Here is a 16574-nt window from a genome sequence, read left to right as displayed (position 1 = left end):
TCACAGGCGACGCCTCGCCTGCCAGAGGGGCCCGGCCCGGGTGACAACGCGACACATGATGCATTGTCGCGCGACATTCAAGATGCCGCGCGCGCGCCGACCGAATTTAATCGGTTTGTATCCCCTAGCTCGCGTCGCGGACACGCGCGAGCGCGATATCCAGCTTGGAGCGGGCTTCGGCCAGCTCGGCGCGTTTCTCGCGTTCGGCCTCGACCACCTCGGGCGCAGCCTTGGCGACGAAGTTCGGATTGGCGAGCTTCTTGTCGATACGGCCGATCTCGTCCGCGTTCTTGCCGAGTTCCTTTGAAAGCCGGGCATCTTCGGCTGCGACGTCGATGAGATCGCCGAGGGGGAGGCACGCGGTCGCCTCGCCGATGACGATCTGCGCCGAACCCTTTGGCGCGGCCGCGTCGAAGCCCACCTCCGCGACGCGTGCAAGACGCTGGATCGCCGGCTGGTGGCGGGCGACACGCTCGCGCGTATCGGAATTGGCACCGACCATGACGAGCGGCGCGGTGGCCGAAGGCGGAACGTTCATTTCCGAACGCACCGAGCGGATGCCACTGACGAGTTCGACCAGCCAGTTGATTTCGGCGGCAGCCTCCGAATCCTGGAAATCCGGCGTTGGCCATTCGGCGTGGCACAGCATCGTCTCGCGTGGCGTGCCCTCACCTGCCGTCTGCGCCCACAACTCCTCCGTCATGAACGGCATCGTCGGATGCAGCAGCTTGAAGATCTCGTCGAGAACGTAGGCCATCGTGGCCCGGCTTTCCGCCTTCGCCGCCTCGTCCTCGCCGTTGAACACGGGCTTGAGCAGCTCGACATACCAGTCGCAGAACAGGTTCCAGACAAACCTGTAGGCCGCAGCGGACGCTTCGTTGAAGCGGTAGCTCGAAATGCCCTCTGTCACGGCGTTGGCCGAACGCGTCAGCTCCGTGAGGATCCAACGATTGACAGTGAGCTTCGCATCCTCAGGCAAGAAATCGGGATTGCGAACGACACCGTTCATCTCGCCGAAGCGCGTGGCATTCCAGAGCTTGGTGCCGAAGTTTCGGTAGCCCGCGACGCGCGCCGGATCGAGCTTCACGTCCCTGCCCTGCGCGGCCATGATCGCCAGGGTGAAACGCAGCGCGTCGGCACCATACTCGTCGATCAGCTCGAGCGGGTCGATGACGTTGCCCTTGGACTTCGACATCTTGGCACCGTTCTTGTCACGCACCAGCGCGTGCACATAGACGGTGTGGAACGGCTCCTCCTTCATGAAATGAAGCCCCATCATCATCATCCGGGCGACCCAGAAGAAGATGATGTCGAAGCCGGTGACCAGCACGTCGGTCTGGTAATAGGTATCGAGTTCCCTGGTTTTTTCCGGCCAGCCGAGCGTCGAGAACGGCCATAGCGCTGACGAGAACCACGTATCCAGCACGTCCTCGTCACGCGTCAGAATCTTGCCGGGTTCGTAGTTCTCGAGCTGGTCCTTGACCCAGTCGCGCCACGGCGTGTCGACCGCGAGGTAGTACTCGACGGCCTGGTCGAGCGCGTCCTTCTCGGTCTTGGCGACGAAGACGTGCCCGTCCGGTCCGTACCAGGCCGGAATGCGATGGCCCCACCAGAGCTGGCGCGAGACGCACCAGGGCTGGATGTTTTCCATCCACTCGAAATAGGTCTTCTCCCAGTTCTTCGGGACGAAGTTGGTGCGGCCTTCACGCACGCTGGCGATCGCCGGCTTGGCGAGCGTCTTTGCGTCGACATACCACTGGTCTGTCAGGTACGGCTCGATCGGCACGCCGCCGCGGTCGCCATGAGGCACCATGTGCCGGTGCGGCTCTACCTTTTCGAGGAATCCGCTTTCCTCCATGATCTCGACGATGAGCTTGCGCGCCTCGAAGCGATCGAGACCGTGAAGCTGTTTCCAAACCTGCTCGCGAAGCTCGGTGACGTCGAGCCCGTCGAGGAAATCGTCGTTCTCGATGATGTTGATGGTGGCGTCCGTGTTGAGGACGCTGACCATGCGCAGGCCACGACGCTTGCCGACTTCGAAGTCGTTGAAATCATGCGCCGGAGTCATCTTGACCGCACCTGTCCCCTTTTCGGGATCCGAATAGTCGTCGGCGACGATCGGGATAAGACGGCCGACGATCGGCAACACGACATGCTTGCCGACAAGATGCGTGTAGCGCTCGTCGTCCGGATGCACCGCGACGCCGGTATCGCCCAACATGGTCTCGGGCCGGGTCGTGGCCACAGTGATGTAGGTGGACGGGTCGAGCGGGTCGTACGCGGCGCCCTCGATCGGATAGCGGAAATGCCAGAGGTTCCCGTTCATCTCCACCTGTTCGACCTCCAGGTCGGAGATCGCCGTCAGAAGCTTCGGGTCCCAGTTGACCAGCCGCTTGTCCTTGTAGATCAGACCTTCACGGTAGAGCGTGACGAAGACTTCGAGGACGGCTTCCGAAAGCCCCTCGTCCATCGTGAAGCGCTCGCGCGACCAATCGCAGGACGCGCCCAGGCGCTTCAACTGGTTGAAGATCATGCCGCCGGATTCGGCCTTCCACTCCCAGACCTTGTCGACGAACTCTTCGCGCGTCAGGTCGCGGCGATGGATCTGCTTCTCCATCAGCCTGCGCTCGACCACCATCTGGGTCGCGATGCCGGCATGGTCCATGCCCGGCTGCCAAAGGACGTTCTTGCCGCGCATGCGCTCGAAGCGGACGAGAATGTCCTGCAGCGTGTTGTTGAGCGCATGGCCCATATGCAGCGAGCCGGTAACGTTGGGCGGGGGGATCACGATCGTGAACGCGTCCGCTCCAGGCCTCGATCCCGCGCCGGCGGCAAAGGCCTCACCGGCTTCCCAGGCCTTGGCGATCCGGGGTTCGACGGAATTGGCGTCGTAAGTCTTTTCGAGCATGAAACGATCCGCGATCTTGGGAAATGGTGGGCCGGTGTAAACCGGAAGCACCACGCCAAGTCAACTCTAGGCTGGACACGAGGTTCCCGGCAAAGAAAAACGCCGCCTCAACGGCGGCGACTCACTACATGTAGGGAGGGCTCGAAGCGGTTCAACCGCCGCGCGCCACCCGCTCTATCTCCTCGCGAACGAGCTTTTCCACCAGGGTCGGCAGGTTGTTGTCGAGCCAGTCCTGCAACATTGGCCGCAGCATCTCCTCCGCCATGTCGTCGAAGGACCTTTTCCGGCTCGCTGCGAATGCTTCGGACAATTCGCCGAAAGCGGCTGCGACCTGGCGGCTGGTCTGGTCAGAAATGATCGCCGGCCTGATGTCGCCGGCTGCCTCATGCGCCTCGTCCGCGCGCTCCGCTTCGTCGGGCAATGAATGCTCGGGCGCCGAAGGATAGGACGGTTCGGCCACATGCTCGTCATGTCCAGCAAATCCCGAAGGCCCTACCGGGTCGGGTTCGCGTCGAAGAGGATGAATTTCCGCCATCGGGGCCGATTGCTCCGGTTCGGCTGTAGGTTCATCTAGGAAACCGGCAGTCGGTGCAGCCTCCGACGACAGCGCTTCCGGTTCGTCCATATCGGTTCGAAAAGCCTCGACATCGCCGAATGGATCGCTCGCCTGCTCGTGAGTGACGCCGGCCACCTCGACTTCGGCGTGGCTCTCATCGTCGAGCGGCGATCGAACAGCGTCGCTGTCCTCGATGATCCTGCGGATGGAAGCGAGAATTTCCTCCATCGAGGGTTCGCGCTGTGCGCTGCCTGTCTGTGCCATTTTCACTTTCGCCGCTTTGCCGACCCGATGCATCGTCCCGCCGATTGCTCGAACACGAACCGAATCGCAAATCAGGGTACTCGACGGAGAGCGGCCGGAAAAACCCCCTGCGCACCCAGACGCCATTTTCGCACAAGTTTGGCCCGAAGGGCCCGACGGAAGACGACTTTCGCGGTCAGCGCCCGTCTGGCGTCTTTGTGCCGTACCACTTGTTCTTGACGGCGTCGTAGTGTTCGCGCGGATTGTAGACGGCGACGTTCAGGCCGAGACGATCAGGAGACAGGCGCCCCAGGGCGGAAAGAATGGCGTAGCTCGCGGCCACCACGTCGCGCTCCGCACCGACAAGGTTGATCTGTGCCGAGATGACGTCCGCCTGGGCATTCAACACGTCCAGCGTCGTGCGCTGGCCGACATTGCGCTCTTCGATTACCCCGTTGAGCGCGAGCTGCGCGGCCGAAACGAGTTCCCTGCCTGCGGACACGACCTGCTGAGAGGAGATATACTGGCTCCAAGCTGCGGTGACCGCCTGCCGCACGCTGTCGCGGGTAACGTCGACCTCGATGCGGGCTCGACCAAGCGACTCCTTGGACTGACGCACCTGCGCCGAGACGCGACCACCCTGGTAGATCGGGATCGTCAGGTTCAGACCGACCGACGCCGAATTGGTTGTCCCGTTCTGCGTATTGACGCCTGGCAGGTTCGAATCGCGGAAACTCCTGCTGACGCCGGCCTCCGCGGTTACCTGCGGCAGGAGAGCGCCTTCCGCCGACTTCACCGAAAAGCCGGCCGCGTCGACGAGGTGCTGCGTCGCCACCACGGCGGGATGTTCAGTCAAGGCGATCGAGATCGCCGTCGCAATGCTGTTGGGCAGCAGATGGGAGACCGATCGCCCACCCTCCAGGCGGCCGGGCTGGTCGCCGATATAGAGCTGGTAGTTGGCTTCGCTTGCCTGCACCTGCGCCCGCGCCGCGCTAAGCTCGGCTTGGGCGGCAGCCTGCTGCGCCTGTGCCTGCGCCACGTCTGTCCGGGTCCCCTCGCCGACTTCGAACCGCGAATTCGCCGCGCGGACCTGCTCTCCAAGGAATTCGAGATTGCGCTCACGGAACGTGGCGATCTGGCGATCACGGATCACGTCGACATAGGCGGCAGCCGCATTGAACAGGATGTCCTGCTCGCTGTTGCGCAGGCTCTCATTGGAGGCGCGAACGCGCGATTCGGCGGCCTGCACGTTGTTCAGGGTCTGAAAGCCGTCGAACAGAGATTGCTGGATCTGGACGCCGAATGAACCGGTAGCGATCTCGACGCTGTTCTGGCTGCTGATGCTCAGATTGCCGGACGCGCCTACCGCAGGACGCCATCCTGACTTGGCGATCGCGACGTCTTCGTCGGTAATGCGCACGCCGGCGCGGGCCGAATTGAGGGTGGAGTTGTTCTGATAGGCCTTTGCCAGTGCGCCCTGCAACGTCTCAGCCCACGATGGCGATGCCATCATCACGACGCTGGACGCGAGCAAAGCGGCGATTAGACCTTTTCTCATGAAAGACACGACCACCTCTATGCAGTTTCGATGGGACTTGCAGGATAGCAGCCCCAACCAAAATGAATCTCGCCAAAGCACGGCGCAACGTCAGAAACGGTCCGGCCAATAAGCCGTCCCGTCGGTTGTGTTCGAGACGCTACACCAATTCGCTCCGGCAGGGCGTTACAGATTAGTAACAATTCAAGACTTTTTGAACATTACGACAAGCTAAAACTCGAATGCCGGCGCGCGGCGGAATTCTTCGAGCGGCATCACTGCCGCATTGAAGGCGCGGCGGGCGGAAACCAGCCCGCCCTCCTTGATATGAAACATCGCACGCGCCGCGTTGCCGTGTCCCACGACTGACACCAGACGACCGCCATCTTTCAACTGCTCGAACAGCACTTCTGGCACTTCCTCGACAGCGCCGTTGATGAGGATCACGTCATATGGAGCCCGGGACGGGCATCCTTCGACGAGAACACCCTCCACCACTTCGACATTGGTGAAGCCGCCATCGGCCAGTTTACGGGTCGCTGTCTCAACGAGCTCCGGATGACTCTCGAGGCCAACGACGGAGCCCGCGACCCGCGACAGGACCGCGCTGGAATAGCCGGTACCACAAGCGACATCGAGAACATGGTCGGTCCGGCGGATGTCCGCGAGCTGCACGAGCCGGGCAAAGGGCGACGGCTCCATCAGATAACGGCTGCCTCGCCCGTCCTGTGCGGGTGCAACCAGGATGTCCTCGTCGATATAGGCGAGTTCGCGGCGATTGTGCGGGACGAAATCCTCCCTCGGCAACGCGAGCATCGCCGTGAGGATATCGACATTGGTGACGTCGGTGGTCCGCAACTGACCGTCGACCATCTTGACCCGCAGTTCCTGGAAATCGACCGTCATGTGCATTTTCGCCCGCTTGCCCGGACGCCCTTCACCAACATCAGGAGAACGTCCCGAAAGCGCCGTCGGCGGGCTCGGTGTAAGTGGAGGCCTCGGCCGGAATCGAACCGGCGTGCAAGGATTTGCAGTCCTCTGCGTAACCACTCCGCCACGAGGCCTCACCGCACTGGGCGTTCTGTGAGCGACCTGTTAACAGAGGGTCTTGAGGCCGGCAAGCGGCAAGAAGAGAATTTCCAGCCCAAGGGTTCAGTCCCTTCGCGCCCGGCGCGCGGCAAGGCCGGATCTCCGTCCCCTGCGCTGCGCCCACCACAGGTCGAATCGGCGTCGCCAGCGCCGCACTGTGGCGAACTCGTAGGACAAAACCAGAAGCCCGAGCGGCACCATCCAGAACCCCAGCACCGGCAGAAAACCAAGCAGGCCGAACAGCACCAGCAAACTTCCGATTATCACCCGCGCGATACGCGAGCGCGGCATCGCGAACTCGCGACCGAGGATCGAGATCGTCCGGGGCTTCTGCTCGATCGGCTCTTCGGGTTTTTCCATCACGTCGCAATCCGTTCGGCCGCGAATGCCGGCATCCGACGGCAGGGAGCACGTGATATGAGGCGGACCAAAGGCAAATGCCATATGCCTGTCAGCGAAAAACGCAAAAAACGGCAATTGCCGCTTTGCAAAGCCGAATACTGTTTGCTATAGGCAGCCACGTTCACACGAGCAGGCTATTCCCCGGTAGCTCAGTGGTAGAGCAACCGGCTGTTAACCGGTTGGTCGCTGGTTCGAATCCGGCCCGGGGAGCCACCAAATAGCTCCACAATCCAGTATCGCCGCCGCTTTGCACCCCTGCGGTGCGTGCAATTCGCACTGATGCTCACCGCGTGGTCGATCAGGCGGATCGCGCAAACAGATCGCCTAGAGAGCGGTTTGCGAGCGGCAGGTCTGCCAGCCCAGCGCACAGGAAGACGGTCGCGCCGGCGGCTTCCATCAGTTCCTCCACATGATATGTCGTGACATAGAGAGTGTTGTAGCCTTGCGCGGCATAGATGGAGCCGCCGACCGCTTCCAGGCCAATGGCGCCGGCAAAGAACGAGATCGCTGCGATTGCCAAGAGTCGCCGTGGCCTGCCCGCAATACGCAGCAGCGCCACGCCGCAAAGGCCCAAAACCGCCAACGCGATGACGCTTCCGGGGATGATCCAAGCGAAATGAGTGAGGCCCGATCCTCCTCCGAACGCGGTTCCCAGCGCTCCCAGCTTCTCATGGAAGCCGGCCAGATCGTCGAGCGACAATGCAAGCAGCACGGCCCCCAGCAGCAACCATGCAATCGCGCCGGGGATGAAGGAGGTCCAGCGGACATAGGCAGCATAAAGATAGGCGTAGGCCGCCAGGGACAGGACCGACACGTTCGCCCACGTCCATACATTGGCCTCTGACGCCACGTCGAAGACGAGCCGGACTTCGTGCGGGACCGGGGTCCAGGCGAGCGCCATCGAGAGGCTCAGCAGGACAAGGCATGCGAAGCCCAGCATCGCCAGAAGGAATGTGGCACCGACGATCTGCAGCGAAGCCAGTTTCTGCAACGGTGGGGTGGAAACCATCATATGCAGCCTAGGAATTCCAGGCTTGCCGGTACGCCTCCACGGTCCGGTCGACGCAGTCGTCCCAGCAGAATCGTTGCGCGCGCTGAAGACCCTGCTCGGACATCGCATCAGAAAGGCGATCGTCCTCGAGCACGCGCTGGATCTCGAAAACCATTTCATCCACATCCGTTGGATCGATCAACGACGCCGACGATCCGGTGATCTCCGGCAGGGATGCGCGCTTGCTGGTGATGACCGGCACACCGGATGACATCGCCTCCAACACCGGGAGGCCAAAACCCTCGTAGAGCGACGGATAGATGAACAGCCTCGCGCCCGCCATCAATGTAGGCAGATCGTCGGCGGCGACGAAACCCAGGGTTCTCACCAGACCGGCCTCTTCAAGACGTTCGGCCTTCTCGAAAATCTCGTGGTTAAGCCATCCGCCAGGCCCCGCCAGGACAAGCGGGTACGCCCGGGCAAGGTCGGGCGAAAGTTTCCCCCACGCATCAAGCAGGCGCAGAAGGTTTTTGCGAGGTTCCGCGTTGCCGGCAAAAAAGCAGAAGCGCTTGTGCGCCAGACTGTATTTTTCAAGCGTCCCTTTGCTCTCCCATGAGGGCATCGACCGGTATTCATCGCCTGCTCCCAGCGCGGTGACGACGACGCGCTCTTCGTCGAGATCGTCGAAGAAATGCAGAAGCTCGCGGCGCGTGAACTCCGACGGGACGATGATTCGCGACGCATCTTTCACGCTTCGTTCAACGCCATCGATGATCCAGTCCAGCCTGTCCCGCGTGTGCATGCCCGGATAGCGCAGAAAGGACAGATCGTGGATGGTCACCACCAGGCTGCCGCGATGAATCGGCGCCACGAAGTTCGGCGCGTGGAAGACGAATGGCCGAGCCGAGAGGTTCCTTTCCAGCTTCCGCTTGAGATAGGAGCCTCTCGACCGGCTCAGGAAGGGACCGACCGCCGGCAGGCGTTTGGCTTGTCTCCACGCACGCCGGGCTAGAGAAGCCCGATCGTCCGGACCGGGCGCCTCATCGACGACCTCAGTGGCTTTCAAGGCATTGTCGAAAGAGCAGATCGCTCCATCCATGTACACTTCGAGCCCGTCCACCGCCTCCCTTTGTGACAGTCGAGACAGCAACTCGAACGTATAAACGCCAATTCCGCTCTTCGGAGGGTGCAAGCTCCAACCGTCAATGATCAATCGCAATGGAAAATCCCTGGCAAGTCCGACACAGCGGGCATCGCTGCCTGTCAAATGCACCGATGCCCGTCAGCCCGAACTAGTCCTGAACTGTTCGTCGGCAAGATGACGGCGGTGTTTCAGTGACGGAGAGCTGGCGCGCCCCCCTGCCCGGTTTAACCGACGCATGGCTCATGCCCTGAGAAACCGGATGCACCGGCTTGCCGCCCATGGCATTGGAGGCATTCCCCGCATGCCTTCGAGGAACACCGCACCGTGAGTCGATTTCCGGCGACAGAGCTGCCGCTCCTGTTCATCCTTCTTGCGCTTATCGCCCTCATGATCGAGCGCGCGGTCGGTTACCCTGACCGGCTCTATCGCTTCATTGGCCATCCCGTGAGCTGGATCGGCAGCGTGATCTCGATCCTCGAGCGGGCCCTCAATCGTCCCGCCTGGAATGATCCTATGCGGCGTCTTGGAGGTTTGGCGACGCTGCTGATCATGCTAGCGGCAGCCATGGCAATCGCGATCCCGCTGCAGGCCATGCTCGGCGCCGGTCCATGGTTTTGGGTACTATCGCTGCTCGCTTCATCCCTCCTCGCCCAGCGCAGCCTCGGCAGCCATGTGAAGGCGGTCGCGGATGCGCTCGATTCGGGCGGTCTGAATGCCGGCCGCGCTGCAGTGTCACGGATCGTCGGGCGAGACCCGGACAGCCTCGACGAGGCAGGTGTCGCACGCGCGGCGATCGAAAGCCTCGCCGAGAATTTCTCGGACGGTGTCGTCGCGCCGGCATTGTGGATCGCTGCGGCAGGGTTGCCGGGCGGTCTCGCCTATAAGGCGATCAATACGGCCGACAGCATGATCGGACACAGATCGCCGCGCTACCTGGCTTTCGGCTGGTCATCGGCGCGCATCGACGACCTCGTAAATCTCCCGGCATCCCGCCTTTCGGCGCTGCTGATTGTCGTTGCCGCGGCGATGATGCCGGGCGCTTCCGCAACCGGCGCGTGGCGCGCGGCCTGGCGCGATGCCAGGCGTCACAAGTCGCCGAATGCCGGATGGCCCGAAGCAGCGATGGCCGGAGCGCTCGATCTGGCGCTGGCCGGCCCACGCACCTATGCCGGCGTGGTCGTGAATGACGGCTTCATGGGAAACGGTCGCCGGGATCTCGGCGCAGCCGACATCCGCCGCGCGCTGCGACTCTACTGGATCGCAGACTGGCTGCTGATCGCGCTTATGGGATGCCTGGCCGCGTTGTTGATGCTTCTCTCCGTCTGGTGACCAGACCTCGAGCCGCGCCCTACTTCACCGTCATCGGAAGCCCGGCGACCATGAAGATCACATGGTCCGCCTTTGCCGCGACCATCTGGTTAAGGCGACCGGCAGCGTCACGAAAACGCCGTGCCAGCGCATTGTCGGGCACGATGCCGAGGCCGACTTCGTTTGCCACGACCACCCATGGTCCACGCGGTGCCGACAGCCGCTCGGCAAGGATGCGGCATTCCGCTTCGACGTCCCGCTCGGCAAGCATCACATTCGTCAGCCAAAGCGTGAGGCAATCAACCAGCACCGGCCGGCCATGCGGCACGTCGGCGAGCGGCTCCAAGAGGTCGAATGGCGCATCGATCGTGAACCAGCGTGCATCGCGGCGGGCGCGGTGATGCGCGATGCGCTCCTGCATCTCCGCGTCGAGCCCCTGCGCAGTGGCGATGTAGCACCAGGGCGCGGGATGCGCGGCGATCAGGGCTTCGGCATGGCGGCTCTTGCCGGAGCGTGCACCGCCGAGGACGAAAGTGAGCGATGGCACTGCCTCAGGCATGGACATGTCCGATGGTCGTCAGCTTCGCTTTCAATGCCGCCCTCAAGTCCGTCCACTCCCCTGCTATCGCCCGGCCACCGACCGACTGTCGACCTCCGCCGCCACGCATTTCACTGCGTTGACATGTTCCCGATGCACACCTACGGGTGCACTCTCTCTCCCGCCATCGCACGAGGAAAGCAATGGCCCTGCCCGCCGCGCGCATGCTTTTGCAGGACGTCGGCCTTTGCGTCGGCTTCTTTACCAGGATCCCGGTAACGGTCACCACATCGCGAGGCTTGGCACAGGCGCAATGGGCCACGCCCGTGGCCGGCGGATTGATCGGGCTTTGCATCGCGACCGCCTACATCGTCGTCTTGTCGATCGGCATGCCCGCGGGCATCGCAGCCGCCCTGACGCTCGCTGCTGGCGCGCTTCTGACAGGCGCGCTCCATGAAGACGGCCTCGGCGATGTCGCCGACGGGTTCGGCGGCGGACGAACGCGGGACGACAAGCTTGCAATCATGAAGGACAGCAGGCTGGGCACCTACGGCGCACTCGCCTTGATGGTCTCGCTGCTGGCGCGATGGTCCGCCATGGTTGCAATCGCGCCCTTTGGCACATCGGTGATTCTGGCGACGCTTGTCGCCGCGCACGCAGCGTCGCGGGCCTTGATCCCGCTTTTCATGGCCTGGCTGCCATCGGCGCGGCCCGGCGGCCTTGCCGACCGCGCCGGCGCTGTCGATGCAGATGTTGCATTGGCGGCACTTGCCATCGGCATCGCCCTGCTTCTTCCCACCGGCATCGAATGCGCGCTCGTCTGTATGGCGCTGCTCGCCTGCACGGTCGTTGCCATGCGAAACCTCGCAATGGCGCAGATCGGCGGGCAGACGGGCGATGTGCTCGGTGCATTGCAACAAGCCGGTGAAGTCGGCGTGCTGGTCGTTGCCGCAACGCTTCTGACATGACGGAGACCTCATGAACCACTCCGATTCCATCGAATCATTGCGCCGCCTGTGCGCCGACCTCCCGAACGGCGACGAGGATGCGGCAAACACGGCCACTCAGCGTCAGTCGATGCTTACCAAGCCGCCGGGCAGCCTCGGGCGGCTCGAGGAACTCGCAATCTTCATGGCGCGGTGGCAGGGACGCGCGGTACCGCGCATCGATCGTACCGAAGTTCTCATTTTTGCCGGCGCTCATGGCGTGAGCGCGCGCGGCGTCTCCGCCTTTCCGGCAGAAGTCACCGGACAGATGGTCGCCAACTTCCAGGCAGGTGGCGCCGCCATCAACCAACTGGCGCGGCAGGCGGGCGCCACGCTGAAGGTCACGCCGCTCGCTATCGAGCAGCCGACGAAGGACTTCACGCAGGCGCCGGCAATGGCAGAAGGGGAATTCCTCGATGCGGTTACAGCCGGGTTTGCAGCGGTCGATTCCAGCTGCGACCTCGTCTGCGTCGGCGAGATGGGTATCGGCAACACGACTGCCGCGGCCACCGTTTGCGCTGCGCTGTTTGGTGGCAACGGCAGCGACTGGGTCGGCCGGGGGACGGGCGTCGACGACGCCGGGCTGCTGCGCAAGGCCGAAACGGTCGACGCCGCGCTCGCGCTTCACGGCGCCGCGCTCGGCGATCCTCTCGAAGCGCTGCGTCGGGTTGGCGGACGTGAACTCGCGGCAATCTTCGGCGCCACGCTGGCGGCCCGGCTAAACAGCATCCCGATTCTGCTCGACGGCTTCGTGGCAACCGCGGCGGCGGCCCCCATGCTCAGGCTTGCCGGCGGCGGGCTCGACCACGCGTTGGCCGGTCACGTCTCGGCCGAGACGCAGCATCGGCGGTTGTTGTCGATGCTCGGGCTTTCTCCGCTTCTGGACCTTGGTATGCGGCTCGGCGAAGGCTCAGGCGCGTGCCTTGCGATCAACGTGCTGCGCGGCGCGCTCGCTTGCCATGCGGGCATGGCGACGTTCGCGGAAGCGGGGGTATCCGGCGCCTGAGCGATTCAGGCGCGCAACAGGGGTGCGAAGCTACATCGGCACGAAGCGACCGAATGTTAGCAGGCGCATTTTTCGCCGTACGGTTCATCCCCTGCGACCGCACTGGGATTGCTTCTCGGCTGACATGAAGAAAGGCTAACAAGCCCTTGAAAGAAATGGCGCGAGTGACGGGGCTCGAACCCGCGACCTCCGGCGTGACAGGCCGGCACTCTAACCGACTGAGCTACACCCGCGCACCAACGTGTCGCCTCAGCGGCGTCGTTGTGGGGCGTGGATTAAGCGGTTCTCCGGGTAGTGTCAAGCGAATGCGCAAGCGATTTTCGACAAACTTGCACCGCAGTGGCCACCACCGCCAGAGCACGGTGAAAATCTTCCGTGCGCCGCCCGCAGGATAGCTCCCGCTTGGTGCCGAAGACCTTGCGGAAGCTGCATTTCCGCTTGCGAAAAAGCCGGCGAGCGCTTAAAGGTCCGCGCGGTCGAGGGCGATTAGCTCAGTTGGTAGAGCGCCTCGTTTACACCGAGGATGTCGGCGGTTCGAGTCCGTCATCGCCCACCACTCGACCATTTCTCCAAGATTAGCATCGGGACACTGAAGAGCACGCGTGTCGTCGCGCCTCACAGCCGCGCGTGCAGTTGATGGATTCCCTCCAGAAGGTCGCCGAGCACGCGGCGTACGGCATCGGCCTTCTCGGGGCGGTATGTCCACGGCGCGTGTTCGTCCATGTAGGTCGACTGCGCAAGTTCCATCTGGATCGCATGCACCCCTTGTTCGGGCCGGCCGTAATGCCGCGTCGTCCAGCCACCGACGAACCGGCCGTTCAGTATGCTCGTATAACCGTGGGCGCTGGCACAGACGCGCTCGACGAGCTGCTCGATCGCGGGCGCGCAGGTCTCACCCCTGTTGGTGCCTATGTTGAAGTCGGGGAGCGTGCCGTCGAACAGGAACGGTATCCGGGAGCGGATCGAATGGCAGTCATAAAGGATGACGATGCCATGTTGCGCCCTCACTCGCTCGATCTCGCTCGCCAACGCCTCATGGTAGGGGCGATGAAAGGCCGCCACGCGCGCCGCGATCTCCGCGTCGTCGGGCGGCGTGTCCCATATCGGATTACCGTCGAAGTCGGTCGTGGGTACGAGCCCCGTCGTGTTCTGGCCCGGATAGAGGCTCGCGCCTGACGGGTCGCGATTGGCGTCGATGACGTAGCGGTGAAACCGCGCGCAGACCATGCTTGCGCCAGGCAGCAGGCCATCATAGAGCCGATCCATGTGCCAGTCCGTATCGGTGATCCCCCGCCCTGTCTCGTTCAGCGCGGCAGTCACAGGCTCAGGCACCCAAGTGCCGGCGTGCGGAACGCCGAGAACCACCGGAATGTCGCCCCGCACGATCTTTACCGGCGCATCCGCGTCTTCGACGTTCTCGGCCACAGCCATTGCTTGTCCCTCATATTCGGTGTTGCACCGGTCAGCGGCGCCATTATGCTTAAGCATAATATGGGCCATTGGATGAAGGCAAGTCATGACCACGCTCTGGGCCGCGCAGGCACTCACCCAAGACGGATGGCAGCGCGGTGTGCGCATCGACATTGGCGCGGATGGTTGCATCGAAGCGATTGCCGCGGACACATCGCCCCAAGGCATGCGGGTCGGTTGCTTGCTGCCGGCACCCGTCAACCTGCATTCTCATGCGTTCCAGCGCGCGATGGCTGGACTTACGGAAAGACGCGGCCCCGACCCACGCGATACGTTCTGGACCTGGCGGCAATTGATGTTCCGCTTTCTCGACCAGTTGACGCCCGACGACATCGAGGCCATCGCGGCGCTGGTGCAGATGGAGATGCTCGAGGCTGGTTATGCGGCCATTGCCGAGTTCCACTATCTCCATCACCAGCCGGGCGGGAGCGAGTATGACAACATCGCGGAACTCGCGGCACGAACCGCGGCAGCGGCGCAGAAGACGGGCATCGGCCTGACGCTTCTGCCTGTGCTCTATAGATACGGCGGATGCGACCGGCGCGAACTCAAGCCCGGCCAGGTCCGCTTCGGCAACACGCAGGAGCGCTTCGTTCGACTGGTAGAGGGCGCACAGGACGCGCTACGGATGCTTCCCCCCGACACGCGCATGGGCATCGCACCGCACTCCCTGCGGGCCGTGCAACCTGACGATCTGGATTTCTGTCGCGAATTGGCGGCCGGAAGGCCGATCCATATGCATCTGGCCGAGCAGGTCGAGGAGGTGCGGGAGGTCGAGAGCATGTTGGGCGCGCGGCCGGTCACCTGGCTTCTCGACAACGCCAATGTCGACGAGAAGTGGTGTTTGATCCACTGCACACAGATGCTTCCGGAGGAAACCGAGAGATTGGCGCGCACCGGCGCCGTCGCCGGCCTGTGTCCGATCACCGAGGCAAGCCTCGGAGACGGTACCTTCGACGGCGTGCGCTACCTGGAGGCCGGCGGCAGGTTCGGCGTCGGCTCCGATTCGAACATCCGCATCGCATTGGCGGAAGAGCTTCGAAGCCTCGACTATTCGCAGCGCCTGCGCGATCTGTCGCGTGCAGCGCTTGCCCGCCCGGCGCGCTCGACAGGACGCGTCCTGTGGGAAGAAGCGGCACGCGGCGGAGCCCAGGCGGCAGCCCGCCCGGCGGGAGCGATCGCCGTCGGCCTGCTTGCCGATCTGGTGGCTGTCGACACCGATAGCGTCGACGTTGCTGGGCTGGACGGGGACGTGCTCATCGATTCGCTAATTTTCGCCGGCGCCGGCAACCCGATCGCCGATGTCTGGTCGGCCGGCAGGCATGTCGTGCACGACGGCAGGCATGTCGCCCGCGATGAGATCCTGCGCAACTATCAACGCAGCGTCGCGCGGCTGCGCGCATTGCTTTGATGCCGACGGCGGCCCTTCCCGTATGGAGCGAGATACGGGGGGACTTGCTGCGCATGATCCATACCGGCGCCTGGAAGCCCGGCGACCAGATACCCAACGAGGTCGAGCTCGCCAGCACCTATGGATGCACCCGTTCCACGGTGAGCCGTGCGTTGCGCGATCTGGCCGAAGCCGGGTTTCTCGTGCGCAGGCGCAAGAGCGGCACACGGGTCGCCGCCAACCCGACACGTCGTGCGCCTCTCGAAGTGCCGATCATTGGCGACGCCATCAAGGCGGCAGGCCATGCCTATCGTTTCGAGCTTGTGGAAAGGAAACTGAAAACAGCGCCCGTCAATGTGACGCAAGCGCTTGGCATGCCTGCCGGGATCGACCTTCTTCACGTGCAGGTCGTGCATCGCGGCGGCAATCTGCCGCTTCAGTTCGAGGATCGCTGGCTGAACCCACTTGCAGCGACAGGTATCTCGCAAGCCGATCTCGCGACCATCGCAGTCGACCGCTGGCTGCTGCAATTCGCGCCACTCGGCAACGCCACTATCGCAATCATGGCTGAAGCTGCTGGCGAAGACATCGCTGACGCTCTCGACCTGCGCACCGGCGATCCGGTGCTCGTCGTCGAGCGCACGAGTTTCCGCCTGTCAAAGCCGCTGAGTTTCCTGCGGCTGGTTCATCGGCCGGGGCACAGGATCACGACAGCCATTTGAGCGCTGGTTGAAGGCGCGATGATGCAGGAAAGCCTTACAACATCATGATCCGAGAGAGAAAATGGTGGGTGATGTAGGGATCGAACCTACGACCCGCTGATTACATACCGCCACGGCTTCCGCCGCCCCCGGAGGGTTTGCAGTCTGGACTATCCCATGACCATGGCCCGAAGGCTGTAGGTCCGCACCGTCTAGTCTCTACACCTTCCCCCGAGGGGGCTTGGCTCGGGATTGCCACCAGCCGAGCTGTGAGGGTTCCCCGAATTTGATGCGTTTTCTAATTA

Annotated in this window: 14 protein-coding genes and 4 tRNA genes; 7 read left to right on the top strand and 11 right to left on the bottom strand. The window is 63.2% G+C overall.

Annotated features, from left to right (window positions below; translation table 11 throughout):
* Positions 1 to 124 precede the first annotated feature (124 nt).
* The 6 genes from AAFN84_RS04745 to AAFN84_RS04720 all read right to left on the bottom strand — a co-directional run bounded on the left by AAFN84_RS04745 (position 125) and on the right by AAFN84_RS04720 (position 6693).
* Positions 125 to 2908 (bottom strand): valine--tRNA ligase, encoded by a 2784-nt coding sequence (locus AAFN84_RS04745; protein WP_347513349.1) that lies wholly within the window; start codon positions 2906 to 2908, stop codon positions 125 to 127.
* Between the two features lie 151 nt (positions 2909 to 3059).
* Positions 3060 to 3728: a PopZ family protein gene (locus AAFN84_RS04740; protein WP_347513348.1), complete on the bottom strand. Its 669-nt coding sequence runs from the start codon at positions 3726 to 3728 to the stop codon at positions 3060 to 3062.
* A 175-nt stretch (positions 3729 to 3903) separates the two neighbouring features.
* The gene (locus AAFN84_RS04735) at positions 3904 to 5274 is read right to left on the bottom strand and encodes a TolC family outer membrane protein (RefSeq protein WP_347513347.1); all 1371 of its coding nucleotides are present in this window, start codon (positions 5272 to 5274) and stop codon (positions 3904 to 3906) included.
* 201 nt (positions 5275 to 5475) lie between these two features.
* Positions 5476 to 6150, bottom strand: coding sequence for a protein-L-isoaspartate O-methyltransferase (locus AAFN84_RS04730; protein ID WP_347513346.1), 675 nt, complete (start codon positions 6148 to 6150; stop codon positions 5476 to 5478).
* A gap of 84 nt (positions 6151 to 6234) precedes the next feature.
* Positions 6235 to 6308: transfer RNA gene (locus AAFN84_RS04725), tRNA-Cys, on the bottom strand.
* Positions 6309 to 6396: 88 nt separating this feature from the next.
* Complete coding sequence (locus AAFN84_RS04720; RefSeq protein WP_347513345.1) at positions 6397 to 6693, bottom strand: PGPGW domain-containing protein; 297 nt, start codon at positions 6691 to 6693, stop codon at positions 6397 to 6399.
* A 180-nt stretch (positions 6694 to 6873) separates the two neighbouring features.
* On the opposite strand from AAFN84_RS04720, the gene AAFN84_RS04715 reads away from it, so the two are divergent.
* Positions 6874 to 6948 (top strand) — tRNA-Asn (locus AAFN84_RS04715).
* 85 nt (positions 6949 to 7033) lie between these two features.
* Here AAFN84_RS04715 and AAFN84_RS04710 read toward each other — a convergent pair.
* Both AAFN84_RS04710 and AAFN84_RS04705 read right to left on the bottom strand, forming a co-directional pair.
* On the bottom strand, positions 7034 to 7744 hold the full coding sequence (locus tag AAFN84_RS04710; protein WP_347513344.1) for a hypothetical protein: 711 nt from the start codon (positions 7742 to 7744) through the stop codon (positions 7034 to 7036).
* Positions 7745 to 7754: 10 nt separating this feature from the next.
* Positions 7755 to 8945: a glycosyltransferase family 1 protein gene (locus tag AAFN84_RS04705; protein WP_347513343.1), complete on the bottom strand. Its 1191-nt coding sequence runs from the start codon at positions 8943 to 8945 to the stop codon at positions 7755 to 7757.
* A gap of 282 nt (positions 8946 to 9227) precedes the next feature.
* On the opposite strand from AAFN84_RS04705, the gene cbiB reads away from it, so the two are divergent.
* Entirely contained in the window at positions 9228 to 10199 is a 972-nt protein-coding gene (gene cbiB / locus AAFN84_RS04700) for an adenosylcobinamide-phosphate synthase CbiB (RefSeq protein WP_347513791.1), read from the top strand.
* Positions 10200 to 10218: 19 nt separating this feature from the next.
* Here cbiB and cobU read toward each other — a convergent pair whose 3' ends face one another.
* Positions 10219 to 10737 carry a bifunctional adenosylcobinamide kinase/adenosylcobinamide-phosphate guanylyltransferase gene (gene cobU, locus AAFN84_RS04695; RefSeq protein ID WP_347513342.1) on the bottom strand — a complete coding sequence of 173 codons (519 nt, stop codon included), beginning with the start codon at positions 10735 to 10737 and terminating at the stop codon, positions 10219 to 10221.
* Positions 10738 to 10919: 182 nt separating this feature from the next.
* Here cobU and AAFN84_RS04690 point away from each other — a divergent pair, with 182 nt between their 5' ends.
* Positions 10920 to 11684 carry an adenosylcobinamide-GDP ribazoletransferase gene (locus tag AAFN84_RS04690; protein WP_347513341.1) on the top strand — a complete coding sequence of 255 codons (765 nt, stop codon included), beginning with the start codon at positions 10920 to 10922 and terminating at the stop codon, positions 11682 to 11684.
* Positions 11685 to 11694: 10 nt separating this feature from the next.
* On the top strand, positions 11695 to 12708 hold the full coding sequence (cobT, locus tag AAFN84_RS04685; protein ID WP_347513340.1) for a nicotinate-nucleotide--dimethylbenzimidazole phosphoribosyltransferase: 1014 nt from the start codon (positions 11695 to 11697) through the stop codon (positions 12706 to 12708).
* Positions 12709 to 12864: 156 nt separating this feature from the next.
* Here cobT and AAFN84_RS04680 read toward each other — a convergent pair.
* Positions 12865 to 12941 (bottom strand) — tRNA-Asp (locus AAFN84_RS04680).
* Between the two features lie 247 nt (positions 12942 to 13188).
* On the opposite strand from AAFN84_RS04680, the gene AAFN84_RS04675 reads away from it, so the two are divergent.
* Positions 13189 to 13264: transfer RNA gene (locus AAFN84_RS04675), tRNA-Val, on the top strand.
* Between the two features lie 59 nt (positions 13265 to 13323).
* Here AAFN84_RS04675 and hutG read toward each other — a convergent pair.
* The gene (gene hutG, locus AAFN84_RS04670) at positions 13324 to 14139 is read right to left on the bottom strand and encodes an N-formylglutamate deformylase (RefSeq protein ID WP_347513339.1); all 816 of its coding nucleotides are present in this window, start codon (positions 14137 to 14139) and stop codon (positions 13324 to 13326) included.
* 85 nt (positions 14140 to 14224) lie between these two features.
* Between hutG and AAFN84_RS04665 the strand changes: the two genes are divergently transcribed.
* Together AAFN84_RS04665 and AAFN84_RS04660 are read left to right on the top strand one after the other, a co-directional pair.
* Entirely contained in the window at positions 14225 to 15589 is a 1365-nt protein-coding gene (locus tag AAFN84_RS04665) for a formimidoylglutamate deiminase (RefSeq protein WP_347513338.1), read from the top strand.
* The gene (locus AAFN84_RS04660; protein WP_347513337.1) at positions 15589 to 16290 is read left to right on the top strand and encodes a UTRA domain-containing protein; all 702 of its coding nucleotides are present in this window, start codon (positions 15589 to 15591) and stop codon (positions 16288 to 16290) included. The genes AAFN84_RS04665 and AAFN84_RS04660 overlap by 1 nt, the downstream gene beginning before the upstream one ends.
* The last annotated feature ends 284 nt before the right edge of the window (positions 16291 to 16574 follow it).

Origin of the sequence: Mesorhizobium sp. CAU 1741 (genome assembly GCF_039839275.1) — a bacterium.
GTDB lineage: Bacteria > Pseudomonadota > Alphaproteobacteria > Rhizobiales > Rhizobiaceae > Aerobium.
Note: the sequence above shows the minus strand (reverse complement) of the source record. Positions and strands in the feature narration are given on the sequence as shown.